This window comes from Streptomyces sp. JB150 (genome assembly GCF_011193355.1).
Taxonomy (GTDB): Bacteria; Actinomycetota; Actinomycetes; order Streptomycetales; family Streptomycetaceae; genus Streptomyces.
The window spans coordinates 5,044,414-5,070,480 of record NZ_CP049780.1 but is presented as its reverse complement, the minus strand read 5'-3'; the positions used below and the strand labels follow the sequence as shown (position 1 = coordinate 5,070,480).

The window sequence follows — 26,067 nt, the reverse complement described above, 5'->3', positions numbered from 1 at the left end:
CTGGTCGGTCAGCACTTCTGTCGGCCTCAACAGCGACCGCCCGCCGGACATTCCCGAGGCCTTGCCGAACTCTTTCCGAAGCCTTACCCGAGCAGTCCGAGCCGTGCGGCCTCACCCGAGCGACCCGGCCCACTTCACGACCGCGTCCGTGACCACCGCCAGGGCCTCGGCCTGGCCCAGCGGCGCCCGCTTCGGCACGGCGAGGCCGTGATCGGCGTACGCCACCTCCACCAGCTGGAAGTCGCCGTCGGGGAACTCGGCGGGCTTCCCCCACGGGTCGTTGCCGCCCTGCACGACGAGGGTGGGCACCCCCGCTCCCAGCAGTTCCCCGGCGCGGGACTTCTCCGGCTTGCCCGGCGGGTGCAGCGGGAACGCCAGCGCGAGCACACCGGCCGCGCCCAGCTCGGCGGCCGTACGGCAGGCCACCCGGGCGCCGGCGCTGCGCCCGCCCGCGATCACCGGCAGGCCTGGTGCGGCGAGGGCGGGCCAGACGCCCCGCCACCCGGTGTCCAGCGTCTTCGGCGCGGGCGCCATCTTCTTCCCGGCGACCCGCCAGGGCTGCTCGACGAGCGCCACGGTCACCCCGTGGCCCGGCAGCGCGGCGGCGACCGCCCTCAGGTCGCGGGCCTCGATCCCGCCGCCCGCGCCGTGGCTGACGGCGAGGACGAGACGGGCCTCGCGGGCCCGGTGCCAGGTGACGCGGGCGGTGCCCGCGCCGGTCTCGACGAGCTGGGTGGTCTCGGTGGTCGTCACATCAAAAAAGTGTGCCCTCCTCGGGGGCCGCCAGCTCCTTCAGCAGCTCCGGTCCGTTGTTGCGGACGTTGCTGACGGCCGTGGACACCGGGTAGGCGCGCATCAGGCCGGGCGGCGGCGGGGCGAGCAGCGCGCGCAGGTCGTCGGGGTCGGTGCGGGACGGGTCCAGCCAGGCGTCCCAGCGGTCCGGGGTGAGCATCAGCGGCATCCGGGGGTGAATCTCGGCGAGCGTGCCGGGGCCCTCGGCCGGCGCCACGGCGAGCGGGGAGGTCTCCGCCTCGGTGGTGATCACCGAGCAGGTCGCCCACCAGGCCTGCGGGTGGTCGTCGGGGAGCGTGCGGTCGCGCCAGAACTCGTACAGCCCGGCCATCGCGAACACGCTTCCGTCGGCGGGCAGCACGAAGTACGGCTGCTTGCGGGGCCGCTTGCGCCGCCCCTCGACCTCCAGCTCCCGCTCCTGGCTGCCGGTGACCCACTCGTAGTAGCCGTCGGCGGGCAGGATGCAGCGCCGGGCGGCGAAGGCGCGGCGGAAGGAGGGCTTCTCGTGCACGGTCTCCGCGCGCGCGTTGATCATCCGGGCGCCGCCCTCGGGCGTCTTGGCCCAGGACGGCACGAGCCCCCACCTCAGCCTGCGCAGCTGGCGAACCGGACGCGGGTCGTCCGCGTCTTTCAGGGGGCGGTCCAGAACGGCGTAGACCTCCTTGGTCGGCGCCACGTTGTAGTCGGGCTCAAGAGTCTCCTCCGGCTCCTCCCACTTCTCGATGCCGAAGATCCCCGCGAGGTCCTCGGGCCTGCGACTCGCTGCATACCGTCCGCACATGCGTGCCACACTGCCAGACTCCGTACGACCCGAGGGAGCGCCCCAGCAATCATGGACACCACCGCCACCTCGCTCTGGGACGAACTCGTCGGCACCCAGCCCGGCCCCGACCTGTGGGTGGTGCTCGCCACCCTGGCGGCCGCGCTGGCCGTGACCGCCCCGCCCGGCCTGTGGCGGCTGTCCCGCAACGCGATCACCATCGCCCACGAGGGGGGCCACGGCCTGGTCGCCCTGCTCACCGGCCGCACCCTCACCGGCATCCGGCTGCACTCCGACACCAGCGGCCTGACCGTGAGCCGCGGCAAGCCGTACGGCCTCGGCATGATCCTCACCGCCGCCGCGGGCTACACCGCGCCGCCCCTGCTGGGCCTGGGCGGCGCGGCCCTGCTGGCGGCCGGCCGCATCACGCTGCTGCTCTGGCTGGCGACGGCCCTGCTGCTCGCGATGCTGGTGATGATCCGCAACGCGTACGGCACGCTGACGGTGGTGCTGACCGGCAGCCTGTTCGTCCTGGTGTCCTGGCTGACCGGCCCCCAGGTGCAGGCGGCGTTCGCGTACGCGGTGGTCTGGTTCCTGCTGCTGGGGGGCGTACGCCCGGGCTTCGAGCTCCAGTCGAAGCGGCGGCGCTGGAGGGGCCGGGAGGCGCCCTTCGGGGGTGGCGGCGTAGGGCGGGCGGGCGCAGCGCCCGACTCCGACGCCGACCAGCTGGCCCGTCTGACGCACGCGCCGGCCGGCGTGTGGCTGTTCCTGTTCCACGCGGTGTCGCTGTGCTCGCTGACCGGCGGCGCACGGTGGCTGCTGGGCTGGTGACGCCTGGCCCTCGGGGGCGCGGGGTACCGCCGGCGGGCGGCCGCGCCGCGGGGCTGCTGGGCTGATGACGCCTGGCCCTCGGGGGCGCGGGGCGGTACCGGCGGGCGGCCGCGCCGCGGTGGGGACCCCCCGCTCGGGCGAGGCCGCGAGTGGGGGAACGACCTGCCCCGACGGCGCCGCACCCGACGACCAGCCGGTGCACCCCCTTCCTTATAAAGTGGGGCCCATGGCCCCGAACCCCGCCACCCCTCCCGCCCTCTGGCCCGCCCCGCACGCGAGCGGAGCCGTCGACGCGACGGTCCACGTGCCGGGGTCCAAGTCGGTCACGAACCGCGCCCTCGTGCTCGCCGCGCTGGCGAGCGAGCCCGGCTGGGTGCGCCGCCCGCTGCGCTCGCGCGACACCCTGCTGATGGCCGGTGCGCTGCGCGCGATGGGCGTGGGGATCGAGGAGACGGTGTCGTCCAGCTCGGCCGGTGTGGGGGCCCGTGACGTCACGGGCGAGGCCTGGCGGGTGCTCCCCAACGGTCTGCGCGGCCCGGCCGCGGTCGACGTCGGCAACGCCGGCACGGTGATGCGGTTCCTGCCGCCGGTCGCCGCGCTCGCCGACGGCCCCGTCCGCTTCGACGGCGACCCCCGCTCCTACGAGCGTCCCCTGAACGGCGTCATCGACGCGCTGCGCGTGCTCGGCGCCCGGATCGACGACGACGGCCGCGGCGCGCTGCCGCTGACCGTGCACGGCTCGGGCGCCCTGGACGGCGGCCGGGTGGAGATCGACGCGTCCTCGTCGTCGCAGTTCGTCTCGGCGCTGCTGCTGTCGGCGCCGCGTTTCAACCAGGGCGTCGAGGTGCGGCACACCGGCCCCACGCTGCCGTCCCTGCCGCACATCCGGATGACGGTGGAGATGCTGCGCGCGGTCGGCGCCCAGGTGGACACCCCGGAGTCGGGCGGCGAGCCGAACGTCTGGCGGGTCACGCCGGGCGCGCTGCTGGGCCGTGACCTGACGGTCGAGCCGGATCTGTCCAACGCCCAGCCGTTTTTGGCGGCGGCGCTGGTGACCGGCGGCACGGTGGTCATCCCGGACTGGCCGGCCCGCACCACGCAGCCCGGCGACCGGCTGCGGGAGATCTTCACGGAGATGGGCGGCTCCTGCGAGCTGACCGAGCAGGGCCTGCGGTTCACCGGTTCCGGCGCGATCCACGGCATCGACGTCGACCTGGGGGAGGTCGGTGAGCTGACCCCGGGCATCGCGGCGGTCGCCGCGCTCGCCGACTCGCCGTCCACGCTGCGCGGCGTGGCGCATCTGCGGCTGCACGAGACGGACCGTCTGGCGGCCCTCACCAAGGAGATCAACGAGCTGGGCGGCGACGTCACCGAGACCGCCGACGGCCTGCACATCCGCCCGCGCCCGCTGCACGGCGGGATCTTCCACACGTACGAGGACCACCGCATGGCGACCGCCGGCGCGATCCTGGGCCTGGCGGTGGAAGGTGTGCAGATCGAGAACGTGGCGACGACGGCGAAGACCCTCCCGGACTTCCCCGAACTGTGGACCGGGATGCTCGGGGCGTAGGGACGCGGGGAAAGTCATGCGCCGCTACGGCAAGCACACCGACGAGGACGACATCCGCAGCCGCCCCAACCGCAAGGGGAACCGGCCGCGCACGCACATCCGGCCCAAGCACGAGGACGCCGCCGAGGGCATGGTCCTCACCGTCGACCGGGGCCGTCTGACCTGCCTGGTCGAGGACCGGACGGTCACGGCGATGAAGGCCCGCGAACTGGGCCGCAAGGCGGCCGTGGTCGGCGACCGGGTCGCCCTGGTCGGCGATCTGTCCGGCACGAAGGACACCCTCGCGCGGATCGTGCGGATCGAGCCGCGCACCTCGGTGCTGCGCCGCACGGCCGACGACGACGACCCGTACGAGCGGGTGGTCGTCGCCAACGCCGACCAGCTCGCCGTCGTCACCGCCCTCGCCGACCCCGAGCCGCGCCCGCGGCTGATCGACCGCTGCCTGGTCGCGGCGTACGACGGCGGCCTCACCCCGCTGCTGGTGCTGACGAAGTCGGACCTGGCCCCGCCGGACAAACTGCTGGAGCTGTACGGCGACCTGGACATCCCGTACGTCGTGACCAGCCGCGAGGAGCTGGAGAACGGCGACGCGGCGGACCGGGTGCGCGAGCATCTGGACGGCAAGATCACCGCCTTCGTCGGCCACTCCGGTGTCGGCAAGACGACCCTGGTGAACGCGCTCGTCCCGCGGGACCGGCGGCGGCTGACCGGCCATGTGAACGCGGTGACGGGCCGCGGCCGGCACACCACGACCTCCGCGCTGGCGCTGCCCCTGTCCGGCGCCGACGGCTGGGTGGTCGACACCCCGGGCGTACGGTCCTTCGGCCTGGCCCACATCGATCCGGCCCGCGTGATCAACGCCTTCCCCGACCTGGTGCCGGGCACCGAGGGGTGTCCGCGCGCGTGCGGTCACGACGAGCCGGACTGCGCGCTGGACGACTGGGTGGCTCAGGGTCACGCCGACCCGGCGCGCCTGTACTCGCTGCGCCGGCTGCTCGCCACGCGGGAGCGGCGGGAAGGCGACTGACCTCCGCGTTGTTTGTCCGTGGGACGGTCCGGTAAGGGCATAATCGCACCGAGCCACCAGCAAGCTTGGCCGAAGTCGAGCGAAGCGGTCACAGTGCGCAACCGGGATTTACGGGGACAAACGGGAGGACAGCACATGGCGTGGCTGCTGGTCATCGTGGCCGGATTGCTCGAAACCGGTTTCGCCGTCTGTCTCAAGCTGTCCCACGGTTTCACCCGGCTGTGGCCGACGATCGCCTTCGCCGTCTTCGCCCTGGGCAGCTTCGGTCTGCTCACCCTGTCCCTGAAGAAGCTCGACGTGGGCCCGGCGTACGCGGTGTGGACCGGGATCGGGGCGGCGGGCACCGCGATCTACGGGATGATCTTCCTCGGTGACATCGTGTCCACGCTGAAGATCGTCTCGATCAGTCTGGTGATCCTCGGTGTGATCGGACTCCAGCTGTCCGGTTCGGCGCACTGACGCCTCCTTAGCCGGGCTGCCGGGGCAGCACATGACGCACCAGCTCGGCGATGCCGCCCTCCCCCGGCGGCGCGGCCACACAGGACAGCGCGACCCGGACCACCAGCTCGCAGCAACGGGCCAGCTCGCCGCTCTCCGCCTTGCCGTCGTCGTGGCCGGGCCCTTCGCCGGGCCCGGTGAGGACGGCGACGGCCCGGTCGCGGACCAGGGCCACGAAGTCGCCGGGTGACGGCAGCGGACCGTCCGCGCGCCGCTGCGCGGGCACGTTGGCGGTGGACGGTACGGCCGTGAGGGCCGGGGCGGGCAGCCGCTCGCTCCAGCAGCCGGTGAGCAGAGCGCGGACCAGCGCGTTCTCCCGGGCGGCGGCCGCGATCCACTCGGCGGTGGCGGTCAGCCGCTCCGCGGTGTCCGCGGGTGCGGTGAGCGCGCGGTCGACGCCGGCCAGACACGCGTCCGCCTCCCGCCGCACCAGTGCGCGGGCGAGTCCGTCCTTGCTGCCGAACTCGTTGTACAGCGTCTGCCGGGACACCCCGGCCGCCGCGGCCACCTCCACCATCCGCACCGCCGGCCACGGCCGGCGCGCCAGCGCCCGGTAAGCGGCGTCCAGCAGGGACTCCCGCGCTGCAGGCATCATCGCCTCCCTCGCCGACCGGCGGCCCTGCGCCCAGATTTGACGCGGTCAAAACCACTGTCAAGGGTCCACGCAGGCACAAAGGGCGCACGGGGCGCTGCGCGCCTGGGGGTGGTACGAGACGCCGAGTGCGACACCGGGCGGGACACCGGGCAGGCGACATGCGCGACACCGAGTGGCGTGCAGACCGGAAGCAGGATGCGCCGCCATCGCCCGCGAGCGCGGCATCCGCCGCGGGCGGAGCCGCGGGGCACGGCCCTCGGCGGGTGCCGGGACGGAAGCGGCCCCGGGCGCGGCAGCGCGTGACGGGGCGGCGCAGGGCGGCAGCGCGCCGGGGATCCCGCGCGGCAGTGCACGGCGCGGCAGCGCGCCGGCGGAACGGCCTCGGACGGCAGCGCGCGCAGCAGCCCAGGGCGGCAGCGCGCGCAGCGGCCCGGACCAGGCCGGGCCGTGACAGACGCCCGCCCCGTGTGGCCCCGCACCGCGCACGCCGGATACCGTTCCTCACATGCCGGACTACCTCGACGACCTCCGCCTCGCCCACGTCCTCGCGGACGCCGCAGACGCCGCCACCATGGACCGCTTCCAGGCCATCGACCTCAAGGTCGAGACCAAGCCGGACATGACACCGGTCAGCGAAGCGGACCAGGCCGCCGAGGAGCTCATCCGCGGCCAACTGCAGCGCGCCCGGCCACGGGACGCGATCCTCGGCGAGGAGTACGGCGTCGAGGGCACCGGCCCCCGCCGCTGGGTGATCGACCCGATCGACGGCACCAAGAACTACGTGCGCGGCGTCCCCGTCTGGGCGACCCTGATCGCGCTGATGGAAGCGGGCGAGGGCGGCTACCAGCCCGTCGCCGGCGTGGTCTCCGCGCCCGCGCTCGGCCGCCGCTGGTGGGCGGCGAAGGGCCACGGCGCGTTCACCGGCCGCAGCCTGCAGAAGGCGACCCGGCTGCACGTCTCGCGGGTCTCGAAGCTGGCGGACGCCTCGTTCGCGTACTCCTCGCTCTCCGGCTGGGAGGAGCAGGGCCGGCTGAACGGCTTCCTGGACCTGACCCGCGAGGTGTGGCGCACGCGCGCGTACGGCGACTTCTGGCCGTACATGATGGTGGCCGAGGGGTCGGTCGACCTGTGCGCCGAGCCCGAGCTGTCGCTGTGGGACATGGCCGCGAACGCGATCATCGTCACCGAGGCGGGCGGCACCTTCACCGGCCTGGACGGCCGCCCGGGTCCGCACAGCGGCAACGCGGCGGCGTCGAACGGCCTGCTCCACGACGAGCTGCTGGGGTACCTGAACCGGCGTCACTGAGCTTCACGCGCCCCCTTGTTGGCCCTCCCTTTGCCTGCCACTCTGAGAGTCCCCCCACTTGTGCACTTGTGAATCCCTGAACAATCCCCACCCCGGGGATCGTCAGGGCTTCAGGAGGAGGTGGCTCCCAGCCCATGCTCGTCCGTGACGCCATGAGCACCGTGGTCCTGACCATCGGCCCCACGCACACCCTTCGTCAGGCCGCCGCCCTGATGGCCGCGCGCAGAATCGGCGCGGCCGTCGTCCACGACCCGGACGCCGGTGCATTCGGCATCCTCACCGAACGCGACATCCTCAACTCCGTCGGCCTCGGCCAGAACCCGGACACGGAGTGCGCGCACGCCCACACCACCAACAACGTCGTCTTCGCCACCCCGGCCTGGACCCTGGAGGACGCGGCCCGCGCCATGGCGCACGGCGGCTTCCGGCACCTCATCGTCCTCGACCGCGACGAACCGGTCGGCATCGTCTCGGTCCGCGACATCATCCGCTGCTGGGCCCCGGCACGGCCGCACGTCACCGCGGCGCCGGCCGTACCGGCGTAGCACGCACGGCGGGCCGGGCCCCCGAGGGGACCCGGCCCGCCGCCCACGGCAAGCGATCCAGTGCTGGTGGGTTCGTTCAGCCGCGCAGGGCCTGGACCGCGGCCTCCAGCCGCTTGCCGAAGTCGGCGTCCGCGTTGCGGAAGTTGCCGATCGCGCGCTCGATGATGTCCTCGCGCGAGACCTTGGCGATGAAGCCCGCCAGGTTGCCGATCAGCCGCTCCTGCTCGTCCGCGCTCATCAGCCGGTAGAGGTTGCCCGCCTGGACGAAGTCGTCGTCCTCGGCGTGGCGCGGCGTCGGGTGGTTGCCGGTGCCGCCGGCGAACGTGTCGAACGGCTGCCACAGCGGCCGGCCGGTCTGCTGCGGACCGCCGAAGCTGTTCGGCTCGTAGTTCTTGGCGCCGCCGTGCCGGCCGTCGTAGAGGAAGCCGTCACGGGAGTTGGTGTGGGCGACCGTCGCGTGCGGGCGGTTCACCGGCAGGTGGTCGGCGTTGATGCCGACGCGGTAGCGGTGCGCGTCGCCGTAGGCGAACAGCCGGCCCTGGAGCATCTTGTCCGGCGAGGGGCCGATGCCGGGCACGAAGTGCGCGGGCGAGAAGATCGACTGCTCGACCTCGGCGAAGATGTTCCGTGGGTTGCGGTTCAGCTCCAGCTTGCCGATCTCGATGACCGGGTAGTCCGCGTGCGGCCACACCTTGGTCAGGTCGAACGGGTTGAAGCGGTACGTCGCCGCCTCGGCCGCCGGCATGATCTGCACACCCACGGTCCAGCTCGGGAACTCGCCGCGCTCGATGGCCTCGCGCAGGTCGCGCTGGTGGGAGTCGGGGTCCTCACCGGCGAGCCGGTTGGCCTCCTCCTGGGTGAGGTTCTTGATCCCCTGGTCGGTCTTGAAGTGGTACTTGACCCAGAAGACCTCGCCGGCCTCGTTGTTCCACTGGAAGGTGTGCGAGCCGAAGCCGTCCATGTGGCGGTACGAGGCGGGGATGCCGCGGTCGCCGAACAGCCAGGTCACCTGGTGCGTGGACTCCGGGCTCAGGCTCCAGAAGTCCCAGACGTTGTCCGCCTCCTGCGAGCCCGTGTACGGGTCGCGCTTCTGGGTGTGGATGAAGTCCGGGAACTTGATTGCGTCCCGGATGAAGAACACCGGGGTGTTGTTGCCGACGAGGTCGTAGTTGCCCTCCTCGGTGTAGAACTTCACCGCGAAACCGCGCGGGTCGCGGACGGCGTCCGCGGCACCGAGGTTGCCGGCCACGGTGGAGAACCGCAGGAAGACCTCGGTCTGCTTGCCGACCTCGGAGAGGAACTTGGCCCGCGTGTACCTGGTGACGTCGGCGGTCACCGTGAAGGTGCCGTAGGCACCGGCGCCGCGGGCGTGCACGACACGCTCCGGGATGCGCTCACGGTTGAAGTGGGCCAGCTTCTCGAGCAGGAGCTGGTCCTGGACGAGCACCGGGCCACCGACGCCCGCCGTCTCGCTGTTCTGGTTGTCGGCTACCGGAGCACCGGCCTCGGTGGTGAGCGGTCCCTGAGTCACGGACGCACCTTCCTGTCTTTCCTGTCCCTTGTTCTAACGCCGACCTCGATCCTACAATAGACAATGTCTAAGTCAAGCAAGTCTCCAATCCAGGGGAGACTCCAACTTCACACCCATTCGGGACATAGGTCCCTTGCTGTTAGGCTGGTGCCATGAGCGACCTTCTTGATCGACTGCGCGGACGCGGATGGCGGATGACCGCGCAGCGGCGCGTTGTGGCCGAGGTCCTCGACGGCGAGCACGTTCACCTCACGGCCGACGAGGTCCACGCCCGAGCCGTCACGAAGCTGCCCGAGATCTCCCGGGCGACCGTCTACAACACCCTCGGCGAGCTGGTCTCCCTGGGGGAGGTCATCGAGGTCACCACCGACAAGCGGGCCAAGCGGTACGACCCGAACGCGCACCGGCCGCACCACCACCTGGTGTGCGCCCAGTGCGGCTCGATCCGCGACGTCCACCCGACCGGCAACCCGCTGGCCGACCTCCCCGACTCCGAGCGCTTCGGCTTCACGGTCTCGGACGTCGAGGTCACCTACCGCGGCATCTGCCCGAACTGCGCGTCGGCGTAGTTCCCGCTCCACGGCAAGGCCCCGGCCCCCATGGGTGCCGGGGCCTTGCCGCATGCCCTGAAGCACAGGAGCACGGGAGCACACGACACGGGGACGCGGGGCGCGGGTACACGAGGAAACACCGAGGGCCGGAATCCTTGCGGATTCCGGCCCTCGATCTTCAGTAGCGGGGACAGGATTTGAACCTGCGACCTCTGGGTTATGAGCCCAGCGAGCTACCGAGCTGCTCCACCCCGCGTCGACGAACGCAACATTACGTCAACGTGCCGCCAGAGGCAAATCACGCCGACAGCTCCTCCCGCAGCGCGTCCCGCAGCCGCGCCGCCCGCTCGCCCACCTCCGCCGGCCCCAGGGACACCGCGAGGTCCGCCCAGCGCTGCCCTTCGTCCAGCTCACCGCGACGCGCGTAGACGAGGGCGAGCCGCAGCGCCGCCCGTCCGTGCCCGTCGTGTGCGGCCCGCTTCCACCACAGGACCGCCTCGGGCTCGCTCCCCTCCCGGGCCAGCAGCAGCCCGAGGTTGAACGCCCCGTTGCGGGAGCCCGCCTCGGCCGCCTCCCGGTACCACCGCGCCGCCTCGACGACGTCCCCGCGCGCCGCCGCCAGCATCCCCACCCGCACCTGTGCCCGCCGGTGCCCCTGCGACGCCGCCCGCTCGTACCACTCCTCGCACTCGGTCCGCCGGTGCACCGGCTCCCCCAGCTCGGGCCCGGCCCCCGCCGGCTGCCGCGCGTCGAGCACGGTCGCCAGCCGGTACGCCGCCTCCGCACTCCCCCCGCCCGCCGCGCACCGCAGATGCCGCTCCGCCTCCAGCTCGTCGCCCTCCCGCAGGCGCGCGATCCCGACCTGGAGCGCCGCTTCGGTGTGCCCGGCCGCCGCCGCCCGCTCGTACCACCGCAGGGCAGCCTCCTCCTCCCCCCGGCCCGCGTAGAGAATCCCGAGGTTGAAGGCCGCGTCCACGCTCCCCGCCTCCGCGGCCTTGGAGAACCACGGTTCCGCCCCGGACTCGTCCCCGCCCTGCAGCAGCAGGATCGCCAGCGCGTTCGCCGCCTCCCGGTGCCCGGCGTACGCCGCCCGCCGGTACCACTGTTCGGCCTGCGCGGTCCGCCCCTGCTCGGCGCAGAGCAGCCCGAGGTTGTACGCGCCGTTCACGTCCCCGGCGTCCATCGCCGCCCGGTACCAGCGCTCCGCGGTCTGCGTCTGCCCGCGCTCGGCGTGCAGCGCGCCGAGCGCGTTGGCCGCGTTGCCGTCGCCCTCCTGCGCGGCGCGCAGCCACCACACGGCGGCGCTCTCCTCGTCGCCGGCGTCGCGCAGCAGGAACCCGAGCGCGCACGCGGCCCGCGCCTCCCCGTCCTTCGCGGACGTCAGATACCAGCGCCCGGCCTCCTTCAGCTCGCCGCGCCGCTCCAGGATCGCCCCGAGGTACAGCGCGGCCCGGCGGTGCCCGCGCGCGGCGGCCTGCCGGTACCACTGCTCGGCCTCCTCCGCCGCTCCCACCGCTCCCCCGGCCCCACCGACACCGTTGTCACCGTCGGTGTCCCCCGCGGCGGCGGCTCTGCGGTCCAGCGCCCGCGCCAGCCGGTACGCCCCTTCGCGGTGCCCGCGCTCGGCGGCGGCCCGCAGCCACTTCTCGGCCTCGGCGTCCCCGCGGTGCTCCAGCAGGTCCGCGAGCGCGTACGCGCCCAGCACATGGCCCTGCTCGGCGGACTGGCGCAGCCAGTACTCGGCGGCGGGCTCGTCCCCGCGCTCGCGGTAGTGGCGCCCGAGTGCGTGCGCCGCCGGGGCGGAACCGGCGACGGCGGCGATCCGCCACCATCCGGCGGCCTCGTCGGGGTATCCGCGCTGGTGCAGCAGGACGCCCAGGTTGTTGGCGGCGGCCCGGTCCCCGGCGGCGGTGGCGGCGCGCAGATGGGGCTCGGCTCCGTCGAGATCGCCACGGCGCAGCAGCATCGCCCCGAGAACGCTCATCGCCTCGATGTCACCGGCCTCCGCGGCGATGCGGTGCCGCGCCTCCTCGGCCGCCTCGGCGGCCTCGTCACGGGTTTCCTCCTGGCCGGTCGGCTGCACAAACCGCCCTGTCTCGAACAGAGTTGCCATGTCCCCCATAACGTCCATCGTCGCACCACCCGCAACCCGGGTACACCTCGTATACCGAAGCCAGTGAGGTCACTTCAGCGTTTTGTCGACATGCCCACAGAGAGACAAGTCAAACACAGATCGCCCAACTCCCCACGGCGGCACGGCGATACGCCGCGTCGGCACATGAGTTCGCACACGACGAAGGCCCGGATCCCTGTGAGGATCCGGGCCTTCGTCTTTCAGTAGCGGGGACAGGATTTGAACCTGCGACCTCTGGGTTATGAGCCCAGCGAGCTACCGAGCTGCTCCACCCCGCGCCGTTGTTTCTCCACCGTATCACGGCGCGGGGGGAACACTTGATCAGCTGCTGGAGGCCGGCTTCGGACGGGGACTGGCGGAGGCGCCGCTGTCGCCGCCGCCTTCCCCGCCGCCGTCACCGCCGGACTCCCCGCCGGAGCCCCCGCCCCCGCCGGTCCGGTCGGCGCGCCCCTGGGCCTCCTCGGCTCGTTCGAGCGCGTCCTCCAGGTCCTGCTGCGCCCGGCCGTACGCCTCCCAGTCGCCCTTCTGCAGCGCCTCCTGGCCGGCGTCGAACGCCTTCTGCGCGTCGGCGAGGGCCTCTTCGACGGTGGGATCACCGGTCGCCGGCGGCGGCGTCGGGGTGTCGCCGTCGCCCTCACCGCCCTCGTCCTCGGGCGGCTGCGGCGCCGAACCCTCCGCGCCGAACACCTTGTTGAGGGCTTCCTCCAGGGTGTTCTCGAACGCGGTGTTGCCGCCGTAGGTCACCAGCACCTTGCGCAGCAGTGGGTACTTCAGCCCGCCACCGCGGACGTACACCGGCTCCACGTAGAGCAGTCCGCCGTCCAGCGGCACCGTGAGCAGGTTGCCGTACTCGACCTCCGAGTCGCCGCCTCGCAGCAGCCTGATGGACTCGGCGATGTCCTGTTCGGAGTTGAACTGGCTCTGCACCTGCTTGGGTCCGGAGACCGTGGTGCTCGTCGGCAGTTTCAGGATCCTGATCTGCCCGTAGCCGCTGGTGCCCGCCTCCGCGTCGACGGCCATGAACGCGCTCAGGTTGTCGCGGCCGTTGGGCGTGAAGGTGGTCGTCAGCGAGAACGCCTGTTCCTTCTGGTCGGGCATCTTCATGCTCAGGTAGTACGGCGGCACCGCGTCGCCCGTCCTGTTGGTCGGGTCGTCCGGCACCTGCCACACCTCGCTGCCGCTCAGGAACGTCTCGGCGTCCTTCACGTGGTAGCGGGTGAGCAGTTCGCGCTGCACCTTGAACAGGTCCTGCGGGTAGCGCAGATGGGCCATCAGCTCCTCGGAGATGGCGCTCTTGGGCTCCACCGTGTCCGGGAACGCCTTCATCCAGGTCTTCAGGACCGGGTCCTGGGTGTCCCACTGGTAGAGCTTGACCTCGCCGGTGTACGCGTCGACGGTCGCCTTCACCGAGTTGCGGATGTAGTTGACCTGGTTCTGCTGGGCGACCACCGCGCGCTGGTCGTTGGTCGCGGTCAGCGAGTCGGCGGTGGTGTCACCGAGGGTCGTCCGGGAGGCGTACGGGTAGCCGTTGGTCGTCGTGTACGCGTCGACGATCCACTGGATCTTGCCGTTGACCACCGCCGGGTAGGCGTCGCCGTCGATGGTCAGCCACGGGGCGACCGCCTCGACGCGCTCCTTGGGCGTGCGGTTGTACAGGATCCGCGAACCCTCGCCGATGGCGCCCGAGTAGAGGATCTGCGGCTCGTTGAACGCCACCGCGTACGCGGCCCGGTTGACCGGGCTGGAGAGGTTGACCCCGCTGTCCGCCTGGTAGCTGTAGGTCTTCTCGCCGCTGTCGTCGGAGTAGTCGATCTCCTTCTGGGGACCGCCGACGATCGAGTACGTGGTGGTCTTCTCGCCGTAGTAGATCCGCTGCTGGTACTCCGGCAGGTCACCCTTGGACGGCAGGTCCGACTCGGTGAAGACCGGGCGGCCCTCGGAGTCGGCGGTGGTGCCCTTGGCGGCGACCACGCCGTAGCCGTGGGTGTAGCGGAAGTGGTTGTTGATCCAGTTCTTCTTCGGGATGCCGGCCAGGTTCAGCTCGCGCAGACCGATGACCGTGTCCTGGTCCTTGCCGTCCTGGCTGTAGCGGTCGACGTCCAGGTTGGTCGGGAACGCGTAGTAGTTCCGCATCTGCTGGAGCTGCTGGAACGTCGGCGAGACGATGTTCGGGTCCATGATCCGGATGCTCGCCGCGCCGTCCGCGTCGTCCCGCAGCTGCGCCTTGTCCTCGGTCTTGCTGGTCCCCGGGTAGTCGCTGACCTTGGTCCCGTCGATGCCGTAGGCCTCACGCGTGGCCTTGAGGTTCTTCTCGACGTACGGCGCTTCCTTGGCCTGCTCGTTCGGCTGGACCTGGAACTTCTGGACGATCGCCGGGTACAGCCCGCCGATGAGGATCGCCGAGAGCACCATCAGGCCGAAGCCGATCAGCGGCAGCTGCCAGGTGCGGCGCCAGATGGTCGCGAAGAACAGCAGCGCGCAGATGACGGCGATGCAGAACAGGATCGTCTTGGCCGGCAGATAGGCGTTGGCGTCGACGTACCTGAGGCCGGTCCAGTTGTCCGTCGCCTTGAAGTCGCTGGACTTCACCGCGAGGCCGTACCGGTCGAGCCAGTAGGCCACCGCCTTCAGGGCGACGAAGATGCCGATCAGCACCGACAGATGCCCGGTGGCGGCGGCCGTGGCGCGGGCACCGGGGCTGGTGACGCGCAGCCCGCCGTACAGGTAGTGGGTGAGCGCGGCGGCGATCACGGAGAGGATCACGGCGGCGAAGCCGAAGCCGAGCAGGAACCGGTACCAGGGCAGGTCGAACGCGTAGAACTTGACGTCCAGGTGGAACTGCGGGTCTTTCTGGCCGAAGGGCACGCCGTTCACCCACATCAGCCAGGTGCGCCACTGGCCGGAGGCGGAGGCGCCGGCGATCAGGCCCACCAGGGCCGTGATCCCGAGCAGCAGCCACTTCTTGTACGGCGCGATGCCCATCCGGTAGCGGTCGAGGCTCTGCTGCTCCATGGACATCGCGCTCAGCGGCGGCCGCAGCCGGTGCGCCAGCCAGATGTTGAAGCCGACCGCCAGGGCCATGAGCAGGCCGAAGACGAAGAAGAGTCCGATCTTGGTCCACAGGGTGGTGGTGAAGACGGACGAGTAGTTCACCGACCGGTACCAGAGCCAGTCCGTCCAGAAGCCCGCGAACATGGTGAACGCCATGCCGAGGACGGCAAGGACGCCCAGTGTCATGAGCAGGGTCCGGACACGCCGGGACGGGCGGCCCACTCTGATCCGTGGCCCCGTCGGGCCTCCGCCGCGGTCCGGCATCTGGAAAGCCAAGGTGGCACCTCGAAAGTCGCTGTTGGTCTGTCAGGCCCCCGAGTTCGCGGGCCGTGGGAGGGCCCCGTGATCGTAGGCCCTCACCTATGCAACTTACTCACGCTTTACTCGGTTCCCGATTCCGGGCGGGAACGAGGCAGGATTGTGACCATGTCCAACACTCCCATGGCGGCGAGCCCGCTCACCCGGGCCGTGCTCGAGATCGACGAGTACGCCTCCGGCCTCGGCTGGGACCAGCCCGCCCGCCTTTTCGCCCTCGTAGACACCGCGCGGCTGCGGGCCCAGGAACCCGCCCTCGCGGCGCAGCTCGGCCTGGGGGACGAGCAGGAGGCCGCCGCCGGCCTCACCCCGATCGAGCAGGACGAAGTTCCGACGGACAAGCCGCTCGACGAGTTCCTCGGCACCATCGCCTGGCCCGACGCGGTGGACGGCTGCGCGCTCACGGTGGAGCGCCTGATGCTGCCGCCGTCCGCGGAGGCCCAGGTCCCGCAGAACCTGGACGAGGCCGCGCTGACCAAGTGGGTGGCCGAGCACCCCGAGCGGCAGGAGGTGCGGATGACGGTGGCCGTGCTGCGCGACGGCTCCCGCGAGTCGGCCCTGCGGCTGCGGGAGAAGGACTCGCCGACCGAGGTGCTCACCGGCTCCGACCTGGTGCCGGGCCTGGCGGAGGCGCTGGCCGCGACGTTCGAGGACTGACCGGCACGATCAGACGGCTGGGGGCGCTCGCGCGGTGCGGAGCGCCCCCAGCCGTGTCCGCGCCGCTGCCGGCTCAGCCGCTCAGCCCGCGGCGCACTTCGGCAGGCCGGCGGTGTCGCCGGCGCGGATGTCCCGCAGGGCGCCGAGCGCATCGTCGATGGTGTCCACCTTGACCAGGGTGAGGCCCTCGGGGGTGTCCTTCGCGGCGGCCGCGCAGTTGTCGGCGGGCGTCAGGAAGAACTCGGCGCCCTTGTCGCGCGCGCCGACGGTCTTCATCTCGACACCGCCGATCGGCCCGACCTTGCCGTCGTCGTCGATGGTCCCCGTGCCGGCGACGAAGCGGCCGCCGGTGAGGCTGCCCGGGGTGAGCTTGTCGTAGATGCCGAGCGCGAACATCAGCCCGGCGCTGGGGCCGCCCACGTCGGCGAGCTTGATGTCGACGGTGAACGGGAACGTGTGATCGATACCGGCGGAGATGCCGACGATGGCGCGCTTCTCGCCGCCGTCGTCGGAGGTCTTCGTGGTGATGGTGACCTGCTCGGTCCTGCGCGGCGCCCGCTTCTCCTTCTCCGCGGCGGCCTGCTCCTTGGCCGGCACGATCGTGAAACGCACGTCCTCGCCCGGCTTGTGCTCGGTCACCAGCTCGGCGACGTCGGCGGGCTCCTTGACGGCCGTACCGTCGACCGCCTTGATCACATCGCCCGCGTGCAGCCTGCCCTCGGCGGGGGAGCCCTTCACGACGGTGGAGACGATCACCCAGGAGCGCACCGGGATGTCCAGCTCCTTCAGGGCGGCGACCTTGGCGCTCTCCTGGGACTGGCTGAACTCCTCGGCGTTCTCCTGGGTGGACTCCTCCTCGGTCTTGCCGTCCGGGTAGAGGGTGTCGTGCGGCACGACCTTGTTGTCGTGCGCGAGCCAGCCGTAGACCGCCTCGACCAGGTTCATCCGGTAGTCGGCGCTGGTGACGCGGACGGTGGTCATGTTCAGGTGACCGTCGGTCGGATAGGTCTTGCGCCCGGAGATCTGCAGCACCGGTTCGCCGTCGTGCTCGCCCAGCGTGTTCACCGTCGGCCCCGGGGACATCTCCGAATACGGCACGGGGATGAGCACTCCCGCGCACAGGAGCGCGATCAGCATCAGGGTGGAGGCGAGCATCGTCGCAGTGCGGCGTGGCATGTCTCGACAGTACGGGACGCTTCTGTCAGCACACCGTCAGGGCGGCCACTGCCGGTCAGCTGCCCGAGGTGGACTTCTCCATGGCCGCGCGGAAGCGGGCGTACCCGTCGAGCTCGGGTCCGTCACCACGCACCTTGCGGGTCCTGTTGGCCCACACGCCCCACAGACCCGCGCCGATCGCAGCCACCAGCGGAATCAGCAACCAGGCGAGCGCCGCCATGCCGACCTCCCAACCCCGTACGAGCGTCCGCAACTGACTGATCAGCAGATTAACCATCCGCAGTGACAACGCTCACGCCGGGGGTGCGGTTACGCAAGCGGGGGGACGGCTGAACGGGGGGTCTGCGCGGAGCCTGTGCCGGCGCCGCGTTCAGCAGGCGCCGACCCACTCCTCGGTGCCGTCGGAGAACCGCTGGTGCTTCCAGATGGGCACCTCGTGCTTGAGGTCGTCGATCAGCTTGCGGCAGGCCTCGAAGGCCTCGCCGCGGTGCGGGCAGGACACGGCGACGACGACGGCGAGGTCCCCGACCCGCAGGTCGCCCACGCGGTGCACGGCCGCCAGCGCGCGCACCGGGAACTCGGCGACGACCCTCTCCGCGATCCGGCGCATCTCGGCCTCGGCGCTCGGGTGGCACGAATAGCCGAGCGCGTCGACATCCGCCCCGCCGTCGTGATTGCGCACCGTCCCCACGAACAGCGCCGTCCCCCCGGCGGCGTCGTCCCCGACCGCCCGGAACACCTCGTCCACGGAGAGCGGCGTCTCCCGGATGCCGATCAGCTTGACGGGATCCTGAGCGCCCTGCTCACCGGGATGATCGTTCGTGGCTGCCATGCCCCCATCGTGCCTCACCCCACCGACAACCCGGAATAGCCGTTCCCCCCGGCACCCGACGGCCGTCTTTGGAGCCTCCTACAGTGCACTGCGCCGCGCGGTGACCGTGGAAGGGGTCCAGGGGTGGAGCCCCGGTGGGGCGGGAGGGGCGGAGCCCGCCCATAGGGGGGACGGGCGCGGGTGGCCGTACGGGCCTCAGATCCGCCGTCGCGCCTTCCGTGCCCGCCGTACCACCGCCGCCGCACCCAGCAGGGCCACCGTCGCCCCGGCCGCCCCGGCCGCCGTGGCGTCCTTGCGGCCCAGCCGGCGCCCGGCCACGGTGTGCCGTCCGGAGACCTCCTCCAGCAGCTCCGCGAGGACCTCCTCGTTGGTCCACTGCGGCCGCCACCCGGCGTCGTGCAGCCGGCTGCCGCTCACCACCCAGGGGTACATGGTGTAGGCCAGATCGCCCGCGGGCGACGGCGTGAGCCCGATCCGGTGCAGCCGGGCCGCCGCGCCGAGCGCGACCGCCGACGGCAGCTCCATGCGCCGGATCCCGCTCAGCTCCTCGACCTCCTCCTGTTCCAGCCACCCGTCACATCCGACGGCCAGCTCGCCGTCGACCTTCTCCAGGACGGCGTACTCCAGAGCGCTGCACAGATCCTCGACGTGGCAGAACTGCCACGCGGGCCGCGACCCGGCCACCACCAGCAGCCGAGGCGACTCGAAGTACCTGGTCAGCGCGGTGTCGGTGCCTCCGACCAGCACCGCCGGGCGCACCACGGTGACGTTCAGACCGGGATGCGCGCGGGGCGCCCGCCGCGCCAGCCGCTCGATCTCCAGCAGGTCACCGACACCGGTGGCCTCGGCTGTCGCGCGCAGCTCGGCGTCCTCCGACAGGGGCAGCTCGTTGTCCGGCAGCGCGCCGTAGACCATCGCGGAGGTACACAGCACCACGCGGTGCACCCCGGCGGCCGCGGCGGCGGTCAGCACGGTCTGCGTGCCCCGCACGTTGTACGCCGTCCGGGCGGCGGGGTCGGTCTCCAGGTCGAGGTCGAGCGCGAGGTGGACGACGACGTCCGCCCCGCGCAGTTTCTCCGCGATGGCCGGATCGCGCACATCGAGGATGTGCCACTGCGCTTGCGCGCACTCACCGCGCCGCTCGTCGATGGCGATGACCTGCTTGATCTCCTCCGACGCGGCCAGCCGCGCGGTGAGCAGCGCGCCGACCCCGGACGCGGCACCGGTGACCGCGACGACGGGCCCGCGCGCGGCGGGAGGGGTTGAGTGGTTTCGCGCTGCGCGAACCTGCGGGTCTGGGGAACTCACCGGGCGTCTCCAGCGGTTGTCTTCAGTACGGACGCGAGTGACGCGTACGTACCAGGTGGCATCCATCCTGCCGCAGGCCTTCAGTCGGCGAAGCACCGAGGCCCGAACCGCCCCGGGTGTCTACGCTGGGTGGTGTTGTCGGGCAGTCGTGCCGTCGGGAAAAGAACCGGCGGCCTTACCAGCCGAGGAATCCCGTGAGTGACACCCCATTCGGATTCGGCCTTCCGCCGGAGGAGCCGGAGAACGGCGACGAGGGCAAGAAGAAGGACCAGCAGAGCGGTGGTGGGCAGGGACCGGCCAACCCGTTCGGTTTCGGGTCGCTGCCCGGCGCCGGAGGCTTTGGAGGCCCCGGGGCGGAGAATCCGCTCGCTGCCATGTTCGGTTCCCTGAACCCCACCGACCTGGGCGCCGCGTTCCAGCAGCTGGGCCAGATGCTCTCCTACGAGGGCGGCCCGGTGAACTGGGACATGGCCAAGCAGATCGCCCGGCAGACGGTCGCCCAGGGCACCGCTGACGGCGTCAAGGACGCGAGCGTCGGCCCCGCCGAGCGCACCGCCGTCCAGGAGGCCGTCCGCCTGGCCGACCTCTGGCTGGACGACGCGACCTCCCTGCCGTCCGGCGCCGGCTCCGCCGTGGCCTGGAGCCGCGCGGAGTGGGTGGAGGCCACCCTGCCCGCCTGGCGCGAGCTGGTCGACCCGGTCGCCGAGCGCGTCGGCAACGCGATGGGCGACGTCCTGCCGGAGGAGATGCAGGCCATGGCCGGCCCGCTGATCGGCATGATGCGCTCCATGGGCGGCGCCATGTTCGGCACCCAGATCGGCCAGGCCGTGGGCGTGCTCGCGGGCGAGGTCGTCGGCTCCACGGACATCGGCCTGCCGCTCGGCCCGGCCGGCAAGGCCGCGCTGCTGCCGGTGAACATCGAGACGTTCGGCAAGGACCTGGGCGTGCCCAAGGAGGAGGTGCGGCTGTATCTCGCCCTGCGCGAGGCCGCCCACCAGCGCCTCTTCGCGCACGTGCCGTGGCTGCGCTCGCACCTGTTCGGCGCGGTCGACGGGTACGCGCGCGGCATCAAGGTGGACACCGCCAAGCTGGAGGACGTGGTCGGCCAGTTCGACCCGCAGAACCCGGAGCAGCTTCAGGACGCCCTCCAGCAGGGCATGTTCCAGCCGGAGGACACGCCGGAGCAGAAGGCGGCCCTGGCCCGGCTGGAGACGGCGCTGGCACTCGTCGAGGGCTGGGTGGACGCGGTGGTGCACGCCGCCGCCAAGCCCCGTCTGGGCTCCGCCGACGCGCTGCGCGAGACCCTGCGGCGCCGCCGCGCCTCGGGCGGTCCGGCCGAGCAGACGTTCGCCACGCTGATCGGCCTGGAGCTGCGTCCGCGGCGCCTGCGCGACGCCTCCCGCCTGTGGGCCTCGCTCACGGACGCGCGCGGGGTGGACGGCCGGGACGCCCTGTGGGCCCACCCGGACATGCTGCCGACGGCCACCGACCTGGACGACCCGGACGGTTTCGTGCACCGCGAGCAGATGGACTTCTCCGACTGGGACAAGATGCTCGGCGAGGCCGCGGGCAAGCCCGACCTGCGCAAGAAGGGCCAGGACAAGGGTGAAGCCGGCGCCGACGGCGAGGACACCGGCAAGGGCGAGGGCAAGGGCCAGAGCGAAGGCAAGGGCGACGGCACCGCGTGAGCCTGCACGACGACGCGGCCCTCGTCCTGAAGGAGTACGAGGGCCAGGAAGACCTGCGCCAGGCCTATCTGGACCACTTGGCGGCCCACCCGGACGGCATGTGGAAGGCCTGCCACGCGGGTCACCTCACGGCGAGCGCCCTGGTGATCGACCCGGCGCGCGGGCGGGTGCTGCTCACGCTCCACCGCAAGCTGGGGAGGTGGCTCCAGATGGGCGGCCACTGCGAGCCGGCGGACGCCACCCTGGCCGCCGCGGCCCTGCGGGAGGCCACGGAGGAGTCCGGCATCGCGGGGCTGGCCCTGCTGCCGGGCGGCCCGGTGCGGCTGGACCGGCATCCGATCCCGCCGCCGTGCCACGTCCACCTGGACGTGCAGTACGCGGCGCTGGCCCCGCGGGACGCCGTCCAGCAGATCAGTGACGAGTCCCTGGACCTGCGCTGGTTCGCCTACGACGAGGTGGCGGGCGTGGCCGACGAGTCGGTCGTACGGCTGCTGGAGGCCACCCGGGCGAGGCTGTGAACGAGCGCCGGGCTGTCTGAATGGGTAAGGGGTGACCGCCGGTGGCGGTCACCCCTTACCGGTTGTCGCGGTGGGATCAGTTCCAGACGTTGCCCTGGTTCTGCCCGCGGGCCCCCTGCTGGCCCATCCCGTACTGCGCGGCGAGCCCGGAGCCGATCTGGGCGTTCTGCGGCGGCAGCATCTCACTCGGCTGGACCAGCGCGAACCCGGTGCCCATGAAGCTCAGCTCCCAGCCCTCACCGGTGTTGCCGCGGCGCCGCCAGACCCCGGACGAGTGCGTCTGGGCCTGCATCTGCACCCGCAGCGCGGTGGACCAGGCGACGATCGCGTCGGCGTCGCAGTTGACGTACTTGTCCGGCGTCACCTGCAGCATCAGCGGCATCCCGGAAGTCATCAGCGCGACCTTGCCGCGGCCGGTGATGTTGAGCTGGTACTTCCCGGAGCCGGAGATGCCGTAGAGGCTGTCCACGGCGATGACCTCGTGGTGCAGCGAGGAGTCCATGGCGAGGACGTAGCTGCTGTCGACGGTGAGCCCGTCCTGGTCGACGTCCACCAGGTGGATGTGCTGCTTGAGGTTGGCGAGGTAGACCGTGCCCTGCCCGTGGCAGCGCATCAGGTCCAGGCCCTCACCGGTGCGGGCGCGGTCGCGCGACCGGCCGCTGCTCTGGAACTCGGCGTCGAACTCGACCATCCCCTGGTAGGCGACCATGGTGCCCTTGCGGGCCAGGATGTCGTCGTGGCCCTCCAGGGCGACGCGCAGCATCTGCTTGTTCTGCAGGCTCCAGCGCTCCTGGGTCTGCTGCTCGGCGTGGGCGAAAAGCGGACTCTGCATGTGTTTCTGGCTCCCCTCAGCCCCGGACCCGAAGGCGGTCGGTGCTGTCCTCGCTGGGCTGGACGACGACGATGCCCTGGCCGGAGAAGGCCATCTGGTAGGCCTCCCCGCTGCCCCGGCCGATCAGCGACTGCGCCTTGAAGCTGCGCTTGCCCTTCACCTTGAGGTTCGGGGACCAGGCGACGAGGGCGTCCGGGTCGACGTACGTCTCGTCCTCGCCGCCACCGCACTCGACGACGATCGGCTTGCCCCGGGAGGTCAGCGCGACCCAGCCCTGCCCGGAGATCTTCGTGTTCCACAGGCCCTGCCCGGCGAACTTCGCCAGCCCCTTGACCCGCTCCACGCCCCAGGTGAGGTGCGCGTCGAAGGCGAGCAGGTTGGTGGCGTTGACCGAGATGCCGTCGCCGTTGAGGTTGATCACGACGACGTTGGCGCCGTAGTCGGCGAGGTAGAGCAGGCCGTCGCCGGAGCACTTCATCAGGGGCGCGCCCTCGCCGGTGAGCCAGTCCTTGGCGATCTGGCGCACGGCGGGCGGGTTGGGCTCGTACTGGATGAAGCCTTCGTAGGCGACCATCGACCCCACGCGCGCGAGGAGGTCGTTCCCGGTCTGCATGGCGACCTTCAGCATGTGGTTGCCGTGGTTCTCCATGCGGGCGGTGACGGGTGCGGGGGCGTAGCCCGCGAGCGGCTGGTTCATGACGGGCTCCCTCAGACCTCGTACGGCTGGACGACGATGAAGTTGCCGGGCGCGCCCCGGAACTGGAGGTTGACGCTCTCTCCGGTGTCGCCCGGGTACGCGTTGCGGCGCATGCGGACCTGGCTGGAGACGACCACCTGGGCGGCGGCCGACCAGGCGACCACGGCGTTGCAGTCGGCGAACGTGGTCGGCGTGACGGGCAGCACGACGGGCGTGCCGTGCGTCTTGACGACGATCGTGCCGGTGCCGGTGAACTGCATCGTGAACAGCGCGCCGCCGGGGATGCCGTGCCCCTCGATCCGGCGGACCTCGTACTGCAGGCTCTCGTCGAAGGCGAGCACGTTCTCGGCGGAGACGCAGATGCCGTCGCCCTGGAGCTCGATCGGGTGCAGCATCGTGGAGTCTTCGGCGAGGAAGACCTGGCCCTGGCCGGTGCAGCGCATCAGCTGCATCTCCTGGCCGGTGGCGTTGCCGACGATCCGGCCGGCGAAACCGGCGCCCTTGTAGCCGAAGTCGACCTTGCCCTGGTAGAGCACCATGCTGCCCTGGCGGGCGAGGACGGGCTGGCCGCCGATGCCGAGGTCGACGCGGACCATCTTCTTGTTCTGCTGCGTCCAGCGCTGTCCGGTGGGCGACTCCCGGAACTGCTGGAGCGCGGCGGCGACGCCGGGTGCCTGCGGGGCGGCCTGGGGCATGCTCTGCTGCATGCCCGGGGGCATGTGCTGCGGGGCACCGTAGGGCGCGGGCTGGCCCGGGGCCTGACCGAAGGGCGGCTGCTGGCCGTAGCCGGGGGGCGGTGTCGGGGCCTGGGGTGCGTGGGGCGTGTGGGGCATGGGGGCCGCCGGAGGCTGACCGTAGCCGGGCGGCAGCGGGGCGGTCGGGGCCGGGGCCTGCCCGTACGGCTGCTGCTGAGGCGGCTGGCCGTAGGGGGCCTGCTGGGGCGGCTGGCCGTACGGCTGCTGCGGCGCGGGCTGGCCGTACGGCGGGGTGGCGGCCGGCGCCGGCTGGCCGTACGGCGGCGTCGGGGCCGGGGCGGGCGGCGGGACGGTGCCGCCGGGCGGCGTGAGGGGCGCGGCGATGGTGGGCGCGGCGTGCACCTGCGGCTGAGGCGCCTGCGGCGGGTGAGGCTGCGGCGTGTGAGGCTGCGCCGCCTGCGGCTGGGGGGCCGGGGGTGGCGTGGCTCCCTGCGGGGGCGCGAAGCCCTGCGCGGGCGCGGGCGCCGGAGCGGGGGTGGGCGCGGCGGCCGGGGCGGCGAAGGCGGGCGGGGCGACGGCGGCCTGGGCGGGCGGGGCGAAGCCGGGAGCGGCGGACGCGGCCTGGGCCTGCTGCGGCGCAGAGGTCTCCTCTTCCGCGACCTCGCCGCCGAAGTTCCGCAGCAGCGCCTCCAGACCGCCGTCGAAGCCCTGGCCGACGGCCGCGAACCGCCAGACGTCCTTGAGGTAGAAGTCGCCCAGCATCACGGCGCGCTCGGTGGAGAACTCGGAGCCGTTGAAGGAGTACCGGGCCACTTCCTCGCCGCCCGCGACGATCCGGAGGTATCCGGGGCCGATCTGCGACATCTGCCCGGCGCCGTCGATCGTCGCCGTGAACGACAGCTTCTGGATCTGCGGCGGGATCCGGTCGAGGGTGACCCGGAAGGACTCGGTGTCGCCCGCCTGGGCACCCAGCAGCTGGATGGCCTCCTCGGGGGACTTCGGCTGGTTGAAGAAGACGAAGTACCGGTCGTCCGAGAGCCGTTCGTCGGCGTCGAGGCCGAAACAGCTGATGTCGAAGGTCAGTCCGGGGCCGGAGATCTGCACGCCTACGTACAGATCCGTGCCCGCGGTGAGGTCACTGATCCTGGCCTTGTGGCCGCGTTGGAATTCCCTGGCCATGCGTTACGACCGTCCCCCATCCCGAATGTGAGTGCGTCGCGCCAGGCTAACGGCAAAGTCCGACAACGGACGCGGCCGGTACAGACCCGGTACAGAACCTCCGCCGACCGGTGGCGAACCCGAGCACCGCAGCTCACGGACCGCGCGCGGAGCGTCACCGACCGCGCGGAGGATCGCCGATCGCGGAGGATCGCCGACCGCGCGGGAGGGGGTCACTCTCCGCGCGGCGGATCACTCTCCGCGCGCGCCGGGCAGGTGGGGGCAGCCGCTCCGCCGCGACCACCCCTTCGAGGTAGCCCCGGGCGCGCTCGGTCCGCGGATACGCCTCCAGCAGTCGCCAGAACCGGGGCCCGTGGCCGGGCACCAGCAGATGGGCCAGCTCGTGGACGAGCACGTAGTCGACGACGTACTCGGGCATGCCCTGGAGCCGGTGGGAGAGCCGGATGCTGCCCTCGGCCGGGGTGCACGAACCCCAGCGGGTGTTCTGGTTGGTGACCCAGCGGACCGAGGTGGGCCGCGCGCGGCCGTCGAGATACTGGGCCGACAGCCGCTCGGCGCGCGCGGCCAGCTCGGCGTCGCCGAGGGTGCGCTTGCTCTCCTGGGCGGCGAGCTTGTCGAGCATGACGCTCACCCAGCGCTGCTCCTCGGCCTCGGACATCCGGGCGGGGATGAGCACGACGGTGCGATCGCCCTCGCGGTACGCGGACACCGTCCGTCGCCGGCGGGCGCTCCTGCGTACCTCGATCGCGCTCGCCTGCCAGCCGCGGAGCGGCTGGCTCGTCGTGCTGCGCTGTGGGGTTCCGGCACGGTGCAGTGGGTCGGCGGGCACGCCCCGACGTTACCCGCTGCGCACAGGGGAAGTCCCGAGTCCGGGACGGTTCTGCCGGGATGCCTCACCGCGCGTTTGATTTGTACGACAATCATCCACCACCTGTGGACAACTCCCGACACCCGCCACCCGCTCCGGGCATGCTGGCCT

General features: G+C 72.1%; 24 protein-coding genes and 2 tRNA genes. 10 read left to right on the top strand and 16 right to left on the bottom strand.

Going from position 1 to position 26,067, the window contains the following annotated elements; genetic code table 11:
• Window positions 1-111 precede the first annotated feature (111 nt).
• Both G7Z13_RS23570 and G7Z13_RS23565 read right to left on the bottom strand, forming a co-directional pair.
• On the bottom strand, window positions 112-753 hold the full coding sequence (locus tag G7Z13_RS23570) for an alpha/beta family hydrolase (RefSeq protein ID WP_166002227.1): 642 nt from the start codon (window positions 751-753) through the stop codon (window positions 112-114).
• Between the two features lies 1 nt (window position 754).
• Window positions 755-1,573, bottom strand: a complete 819-nt coding sequence (locus G7Z13_RS23565) for an SOS response-associated peptidase (protein ID WP_166002226.1) — start codon at window positions 1,571-1,573, stop codon at window positions 755-757.
• A 51-nt stretch (window positions 1,574-1,624) separates the two neighbouring features.
• Here G7Z13_RS23565 and G7Z13_RS23560 point away from each other — a divergent pair, with 51 nt between their 5' ends.
• The 4 genes from G7Z13_RS23560 to G7Z13_RS23545 all read left to right on the top strand — a co-directional run bounded on the left by G7Z13_RS23560 (window position 1,625) and on the right by G7Z13_RS23545 (window position 5,439).
• Window positions 1,625-2,383, top strand: coding sequence for a M50 family metallopeptidase (locus tag G7Z13_RS23560; RefSeq protein ID WP_166002225.1), 759 nt, complete (start codon window positions 1,625-1,627; stop codon window positions 2,381-2,383).
• A gap of 226 nt (window positions 2,384-2,609) precedes the next feature.
• The gene (gene aroA / locus G7Z13_RS23555; protein WP_166002224.1) at window positions 2,610-3,953 is read left to right on the top strand and encodes a 3-phosphoshikimate 1-carboxyvinyltransferase; all 1,344 of its coding nucleotides are present in this window, start codon (window positions 2,610-2,612) and stop codon (window positions 3,951-3,953) included.
• 16 nt (window positions 3,954-3,969) lie between these two features.
• A complete protein-coding gene (rsgA, locus tag G7Z13_RS23550) occupies window positions 3,970-4,980 on the top strand; it encodes a ribosome small subunit-dependent GTPase A (protein ID WP_166002223.1) in 1,011 nt (336 codons plus the stop codon).
• 135 nt (window positions 4,981-5,115) lie between these two features.
• Window positions 5,116-5,439 carry a multidrug efflux SMR transporter gene (locus G7Z13_RS23545; RefSeq protein ID WP_166002222.1) on the top strand — a complete coding sequence of 108 codons (324 nt, stop codon included), beginning with the start codon at window positions 5,116-5,118 and terminating at the stop codon, window positions 5,437-5,439.
• A gap of 7 nt (window positions 5,440-5,446) precedes the next feature.
• Here G7Z13_RS23545 and G7Z13_RS23540 read toward each other — a convergent pair whose 3' ends face one another.
• Window positions 5,447-6,073 carry a TetR/AcrR family transcriptional regulator gene (locus G7Z13_RS23540; RefSeq protein ID WP_206313134.1) on the bottom strand — a complete coding sequence of 209 codons (627 nt, stop codon included), beginning with the start codon at window positions 6,071-6,073 and terminating at the stop codon, window positions 5,447-5,449.
• 505 nt (window positions 6,074-6,578) lie between these two features.
• On the opposite strand from G7Z13_RS23540, the gene hisN reads away from it, so the two are divergent.
• Window positions 6,579-7,379: a histidinol-phosphatase gene (hisN, locus tag G7Z13_RS23535; RefSeq protein WP_166002220.1), complete on the top strand. Its 801-nt coding sequence runs from the start codon at window positions 6,579-6,581 to the stop codon at window positions 7,377-7,379.
• A 134-nt stretch (window positions 7,380-7,513) separates the two neighbouring features.
• The gene (locus tag G7Z13_RS23530) at window positions 7,514-7,924 is read left to right on the top strand and encodes a CBS domain-containing protein (protein WP_166002219.1); all 411 of its coding nucleotides are present in this window, start codon (window positions 7,514-7,516) and stop codon (window positions 7,922-7,924) included.
• 76 nt (window positions 7,925-8,000) lie between these two features.
• Here G7Z13_RS23530 and G7Z13_RS23525 read toward each other — a convergent pair whose 3' ends face one another.
• Window positions 8,001-9,455 carry a catalase gene (locus G7Z13_RS23525; RefSeq protein ID WP_166002218.1) on the bottom strand — a complete coding sequence of 485 codons (1,455 nt, stop codon included), beginning with the start codon at window positions 9,453-9,455 and terminating at the stop codon, window positions 8,001-8,003.
• A gap of 152 nt (window positions 9,456-9,607) precedes the next feature.
• Between G7Z13_RS23525 and G7Z13_RS23520 the strand changes: the two genes are divergently transcribed.
• Entirely contained in the window at window positions 9,608-10,024 is a 417-nt protein-coding gene (locus G7Z13_RS23520) for a Fur family transcriptional regulator (protein ID WP_166002217.1), read from the top strand.
• 164 nt (window positions 10,025-10,188) lie between these two features.
• Here G7Z13_RS23520 and G7Z13_RS23515 read toward each other — a convergent pair.
• The 4 genes from G7Z13_RS23515 to G7Z13_RS23500 all read right to left on the bottom strand — a co-directional run bounded on the left by G7Z13_RS23515 (window position 10,189) and on the right by G7Z13_RS23500 (window position 15,455).
• A tRNA-Met gene (locus tag G7Z13_RS23515) sits at window positions 10,189-10,262 on the bottom strand.
• A 42-nt stretch (window positions 10,263-10,304) separates the two neighbouring features.
• Window positions 10,305-12,137, bottom strand: coding sequence for a tetratricopeptide repeat protein (locus tag G7Z13_RS23510; protein WP_166002216.1), 1,833 nt, complete (start codon window positions 12,135-12,137; stop codon window positions 10,305-10,307).
• A 207-nt stretch (window positions 12,138-12,344) separates the two neighbouring features.
• Window positions 12,345-12,418: transfer RNA gene (locus G7Z13_RS23505), tRNA-Met, on the bottom strand.
• A 43-nt stretch (window positions 12,419-12,461) separates the two neighbouring features.
• A complete protein-coding gene (locus G7Z13_RS23500; RefSeq protein WP_166005234.1) occupies window positions 12,462-15,455 on the bottom strand; it encodes a UPF0182 family protein in 2,994 nt (997 codons plus the stop codon).
• A gap of 162 nt (window positions 15,456-15,617) precedes the next feature.
• Between G7Z13_RS23500 and G7Z13_RS23495 the strand changes: the two genes are divergently transcribed.
• On the top strand, window positions 15,618-16,163 hold the full coding sequence (locus G7Z13_RS23495; RefSeq protein WP_166002215.1) for a PPA1309 family protein: 546 nt from the start codon (window positions 15,618-15,620) through the stop codon (window positions 16,161-16,163).
• A gap of 81 nt (window positions 16,164-16,244) precedes the next feature.
• Here G7Z13_RS23495 and G7Z13_RS23490 read toward each other — a convergent pair whose 3' ends face one another.
• The 4 genes from G7Z13_RS23490 to G7Z13_RS23475 all read right to left on the bottom strand — a co-directional run bounded on the left by G7Z13_RS23490 (window position 16,245) and on the right by G7Z13_RS23475 (window position 19,479).
• Window positions 16,245-17,339, bottom strand: coding sequence for a PDZ domain-containing protein (locus G7Z13_RS23490; RefSeq protein WP_166002214.1), 1,095 nt, complete (start codon window positions 17,337-17,339; stop codon window positions 16,245-16,247).
• A gap of 55 nt (window positions 17,340-17,394) precedes the next feature.
• Window positions 17,395-17,559 carry a hypothetical protein gene (locus tag G7Z13_RS23485; protein WP_166002213.1) on the bottom strand — a complete coding sequence of 55 codons (165 nt, stop codon included), beginning with the start codon at window positions 17,557-17,559 and terminating at the stop codon, window positions 17,395-17,397.
• 150 nt (window positions 17,560-17,709) lie between these two features.
• The gene (locus tag G7Z13_RS23480) at window positions 17,710-18,171 is read right to left on the bottom strand and encodes a molybdenum cofactor biosynthesis protein MoaE (RefSeq protein WP_166002212.1); all 462 of its coding nucleotides are present in this window, start codon (window positions 18,169-18,171) and stop codon (window positions 17,710-17,712) included.
• Between the two features lie 195 nt (window positions 18,172-18,366).
• On the bottom strand, window positions 18,367-19,479 hold the full coding sequence (locus G7Z13_RS23475) for an SDR family oxidoreductase (protein ID WP_166002211.1): 1,113 nt from the start codon (window positions 19,477-19,479) through the stop codon (window positions 18,367-18,369).
• Between the two features lie 194 nt (window positions 19,480-19,673).
• Here G7Z13_RS23475 and G7Z13_RS23470 point away from each other — a divergent pair, with 194 nt between their 5' ends.
• Window positions 19,674-21,167, top strand: a complete 1,494-nt coding sequence (locus G7Z13_RS23470) for a zinc-dependent metalloprotease (RefSeq protein WP_166002210.1) — start codon at window positions 19,674-19,676, stop codon at window positions 21,165-21,167.
• A complete protein-coding gene (locus G7Z13_RS23465) occupies window positions 21,164-21,685 on the top strand; it encodes an NUDIX domain-containing protein (protein ID WP_166002209.1) in 522 nt (173 codons plus the stop codon). Before G7Z13_RS23470 ends, G7Z13_RS23465 begins: the two co-directional genes overlap by 4 nt.
• 76 nt (window positions 21,686-21,761) lie before the next feature.
• Here the strand turns inward: G7Z13_RS23465 and G7Z13_RS23460 are convergent, their stop codons facing one another.
• The 4 genes from G7Z13_RS23460 to G7Z13_RS23445 form a co-directional block, all read right to left on the bottom strand.
• Entirely contained in the window at window positions 21,762-22,517 is a 756-nt protein-coding gene (locus tag G7Z13_RS23460) for an AIM24 family protein (RefSeq protein WP_166002208.1), read from the bottom strand.
• Between the two features lie 16 nt (window positions 22,518-22,533).
• Window positions 22,534-23,214, bottom strand: coding sequence for an AIM24 family protein (locus tag G7Z13_RS23455; protein ID WP_166002207.1), 681 nt, complete (start codon window positions 23,212-23,214; stop codon window positions 22,534-22,536).
• An 11-nt stretch (window positions 23,215-23,225) separates the two neighbouring features.
• Window positions 23,226-25,088 (bottom strand): TerD family protein, encoded by a 1,863-nt coding sequence (locus G7Z13_RS23450; protein WP_166002206.1) that lies wholly within the window; start codon window positions 25,086-25,088, stop codon window positions 23,226-23,228.
• A gap of 154 nt (window positions 25,089-25,242) precedes the next feature.
• The gene (locus G7Z13_RS23445) at window positions 25,243-25,917 is read right to left on the bottom strand and encodes a M48 family metallopeptidase (protein ID WP_240926328.1); all 675 of its coding nucleotides are present in this window, start codon (window positions 25,915-25,917) and stop codon (window positions 25,243-25,245) included.
• Between the last annotated feature and the right edge of the window lie 150 nt (window positions 25,918-26,067).

What these genes read in the sequence shown, in the direction of transcription:
- G7Z13_RS23565 (WP_166002226.1), bottom strand. Translation starts at nt 1,573, where the DNA reads ATGTGCGGACGGTATGCAGCGAGTCGCAGGCCCGAGGACCTCGCGGGG.
- G7Z13_RS23560 (WP_166002225.1), top strand. Translation starts at nt 1,625, where the DNA reads ATGGACACCACCGCCACCTCGCTCTGGGACGAACTCGTCGGCACCCAG.
- aroA (WP_166002224.1), top strand. Translation starts at nt 2,610, where the DNA reads ATGGCCCCGAACCCCGCCACCCCTCCCGCCCTCTGGCCCGCCCCGCAC.
- rsgA (WP_166002223.1), top strand. Translation starts at nt 3,970, where the DNA reads ATGCGCCGCTACGGCAAGCACACCGACGAGGACGACATCCGCAGCCGC.
- G7Z13_RS23545 (WP_166002222.1), top strand. Translation starts at nt 5,116, where the DNA reads ATGGCGTGGCTGCTGGTCATCGTGGCCGGATTGCTCGAAACCGGTTTC.
- G7Z13_RS23540 (WP_206313134.1), bottom strand. Translation starts at nt 6,073, where the DNA reads ATGATGCCTGCAGCGCGGGAGTCCCTGCTGGACGCCGCTTACCGGGCG.
- hisN (WP_166002220.1), top strand. Translation starts at nt 6,579, where the DNA reads ATGCCGGACTACCTCGACGACCTCCGCCTCGCCCACGTCCTCGCGGAC.
- G7Z13_RS23530 (WP_166002219.1), top strand. Translation starts at nt 7,514, where the DNA reads ATGCTCGTCCGTGACGCCATGAGCACCGTGGTCCTGACCATCGGCCCC.
- G7Z13_RS23520 (WP_166002217.1), top strand. Translation starts at nt 9,608, where the DNA reads ATGAGCGACCTTCTTGATCGACTGCGCGGACGCGGATGGCGGATGACC.
- G7Z13_RS23510 (WP_166002216.1), bottom strand. Translation starts at nt 12,137, where the DNA reads ATGGACGTTATGGGGGACATGGCAACTCTGTTCGAGACAGGGCGGTTT.
- G7Z13_RS23500 (WP_166005234.1), bottom strand. Translation starts at nt 15,455, where the DNA reads ATGCCGGACCGCGGCGGAGGCCCGACGGGGCCACGGATCAGAGTGGGC.
- G7Z13_RS23495 (WP_166002215.1), top strand. Translation starts at nt 15,618, where the DNA reads ATGTCCAACACTCCCATGGCGGCGAGCCCGCTCACCCGGGCCGTGCTC.
- G7Z13_RS23490 (WP_166002214.1), bottom strand. Translation starts at nt 17,339, where the DNA reads ATGCCACGCCGCACTGCGACGATGCTCGCCTCCACCCTGATGCTGATC.
- G7Z13_RS23485 (WP_166002213.1), bottom strand. Translation starts at nt 17,559, where the DNA reads ATGGCGGCGCTCGCCTGGTTGCTGATTCCGCTGGTGGCTGCGATCGGC.
- G7Z13_RS23480 (WP_166002212.1), bottom strand. Translation starts at nt 18,171, where the DNA reads ATGGCAGCCACGAACGATCATCCCGGTGAGCAGGGCGCTCAGGATCCC.
- G7Z13_RS23460 (WP_166002208.1), bottom strand. Translation starts at nt 22,517, where the DNA reads ATGCAGAGTCCGCTTTTCGCCCACGCCGAGCAGCAGACCCAGGAGCGC.
- G7Z13_RS23455 (WP_166002207.1), bottom strand. Translation starts at nt 23,214, where the DNA reads ATGAACCAGCCGCTCGCGGGCTACGCCCCCGCACCCGTCACCGCCCGC.
- G7Z13_RS23450 (WP_166002206.1), bottom strand. Translation starts at nt 25,088, where the DNA reads ATGGCCAGGGAATTCCAACGCGGCCACAAGGCCAGGATCAGTGACCTC.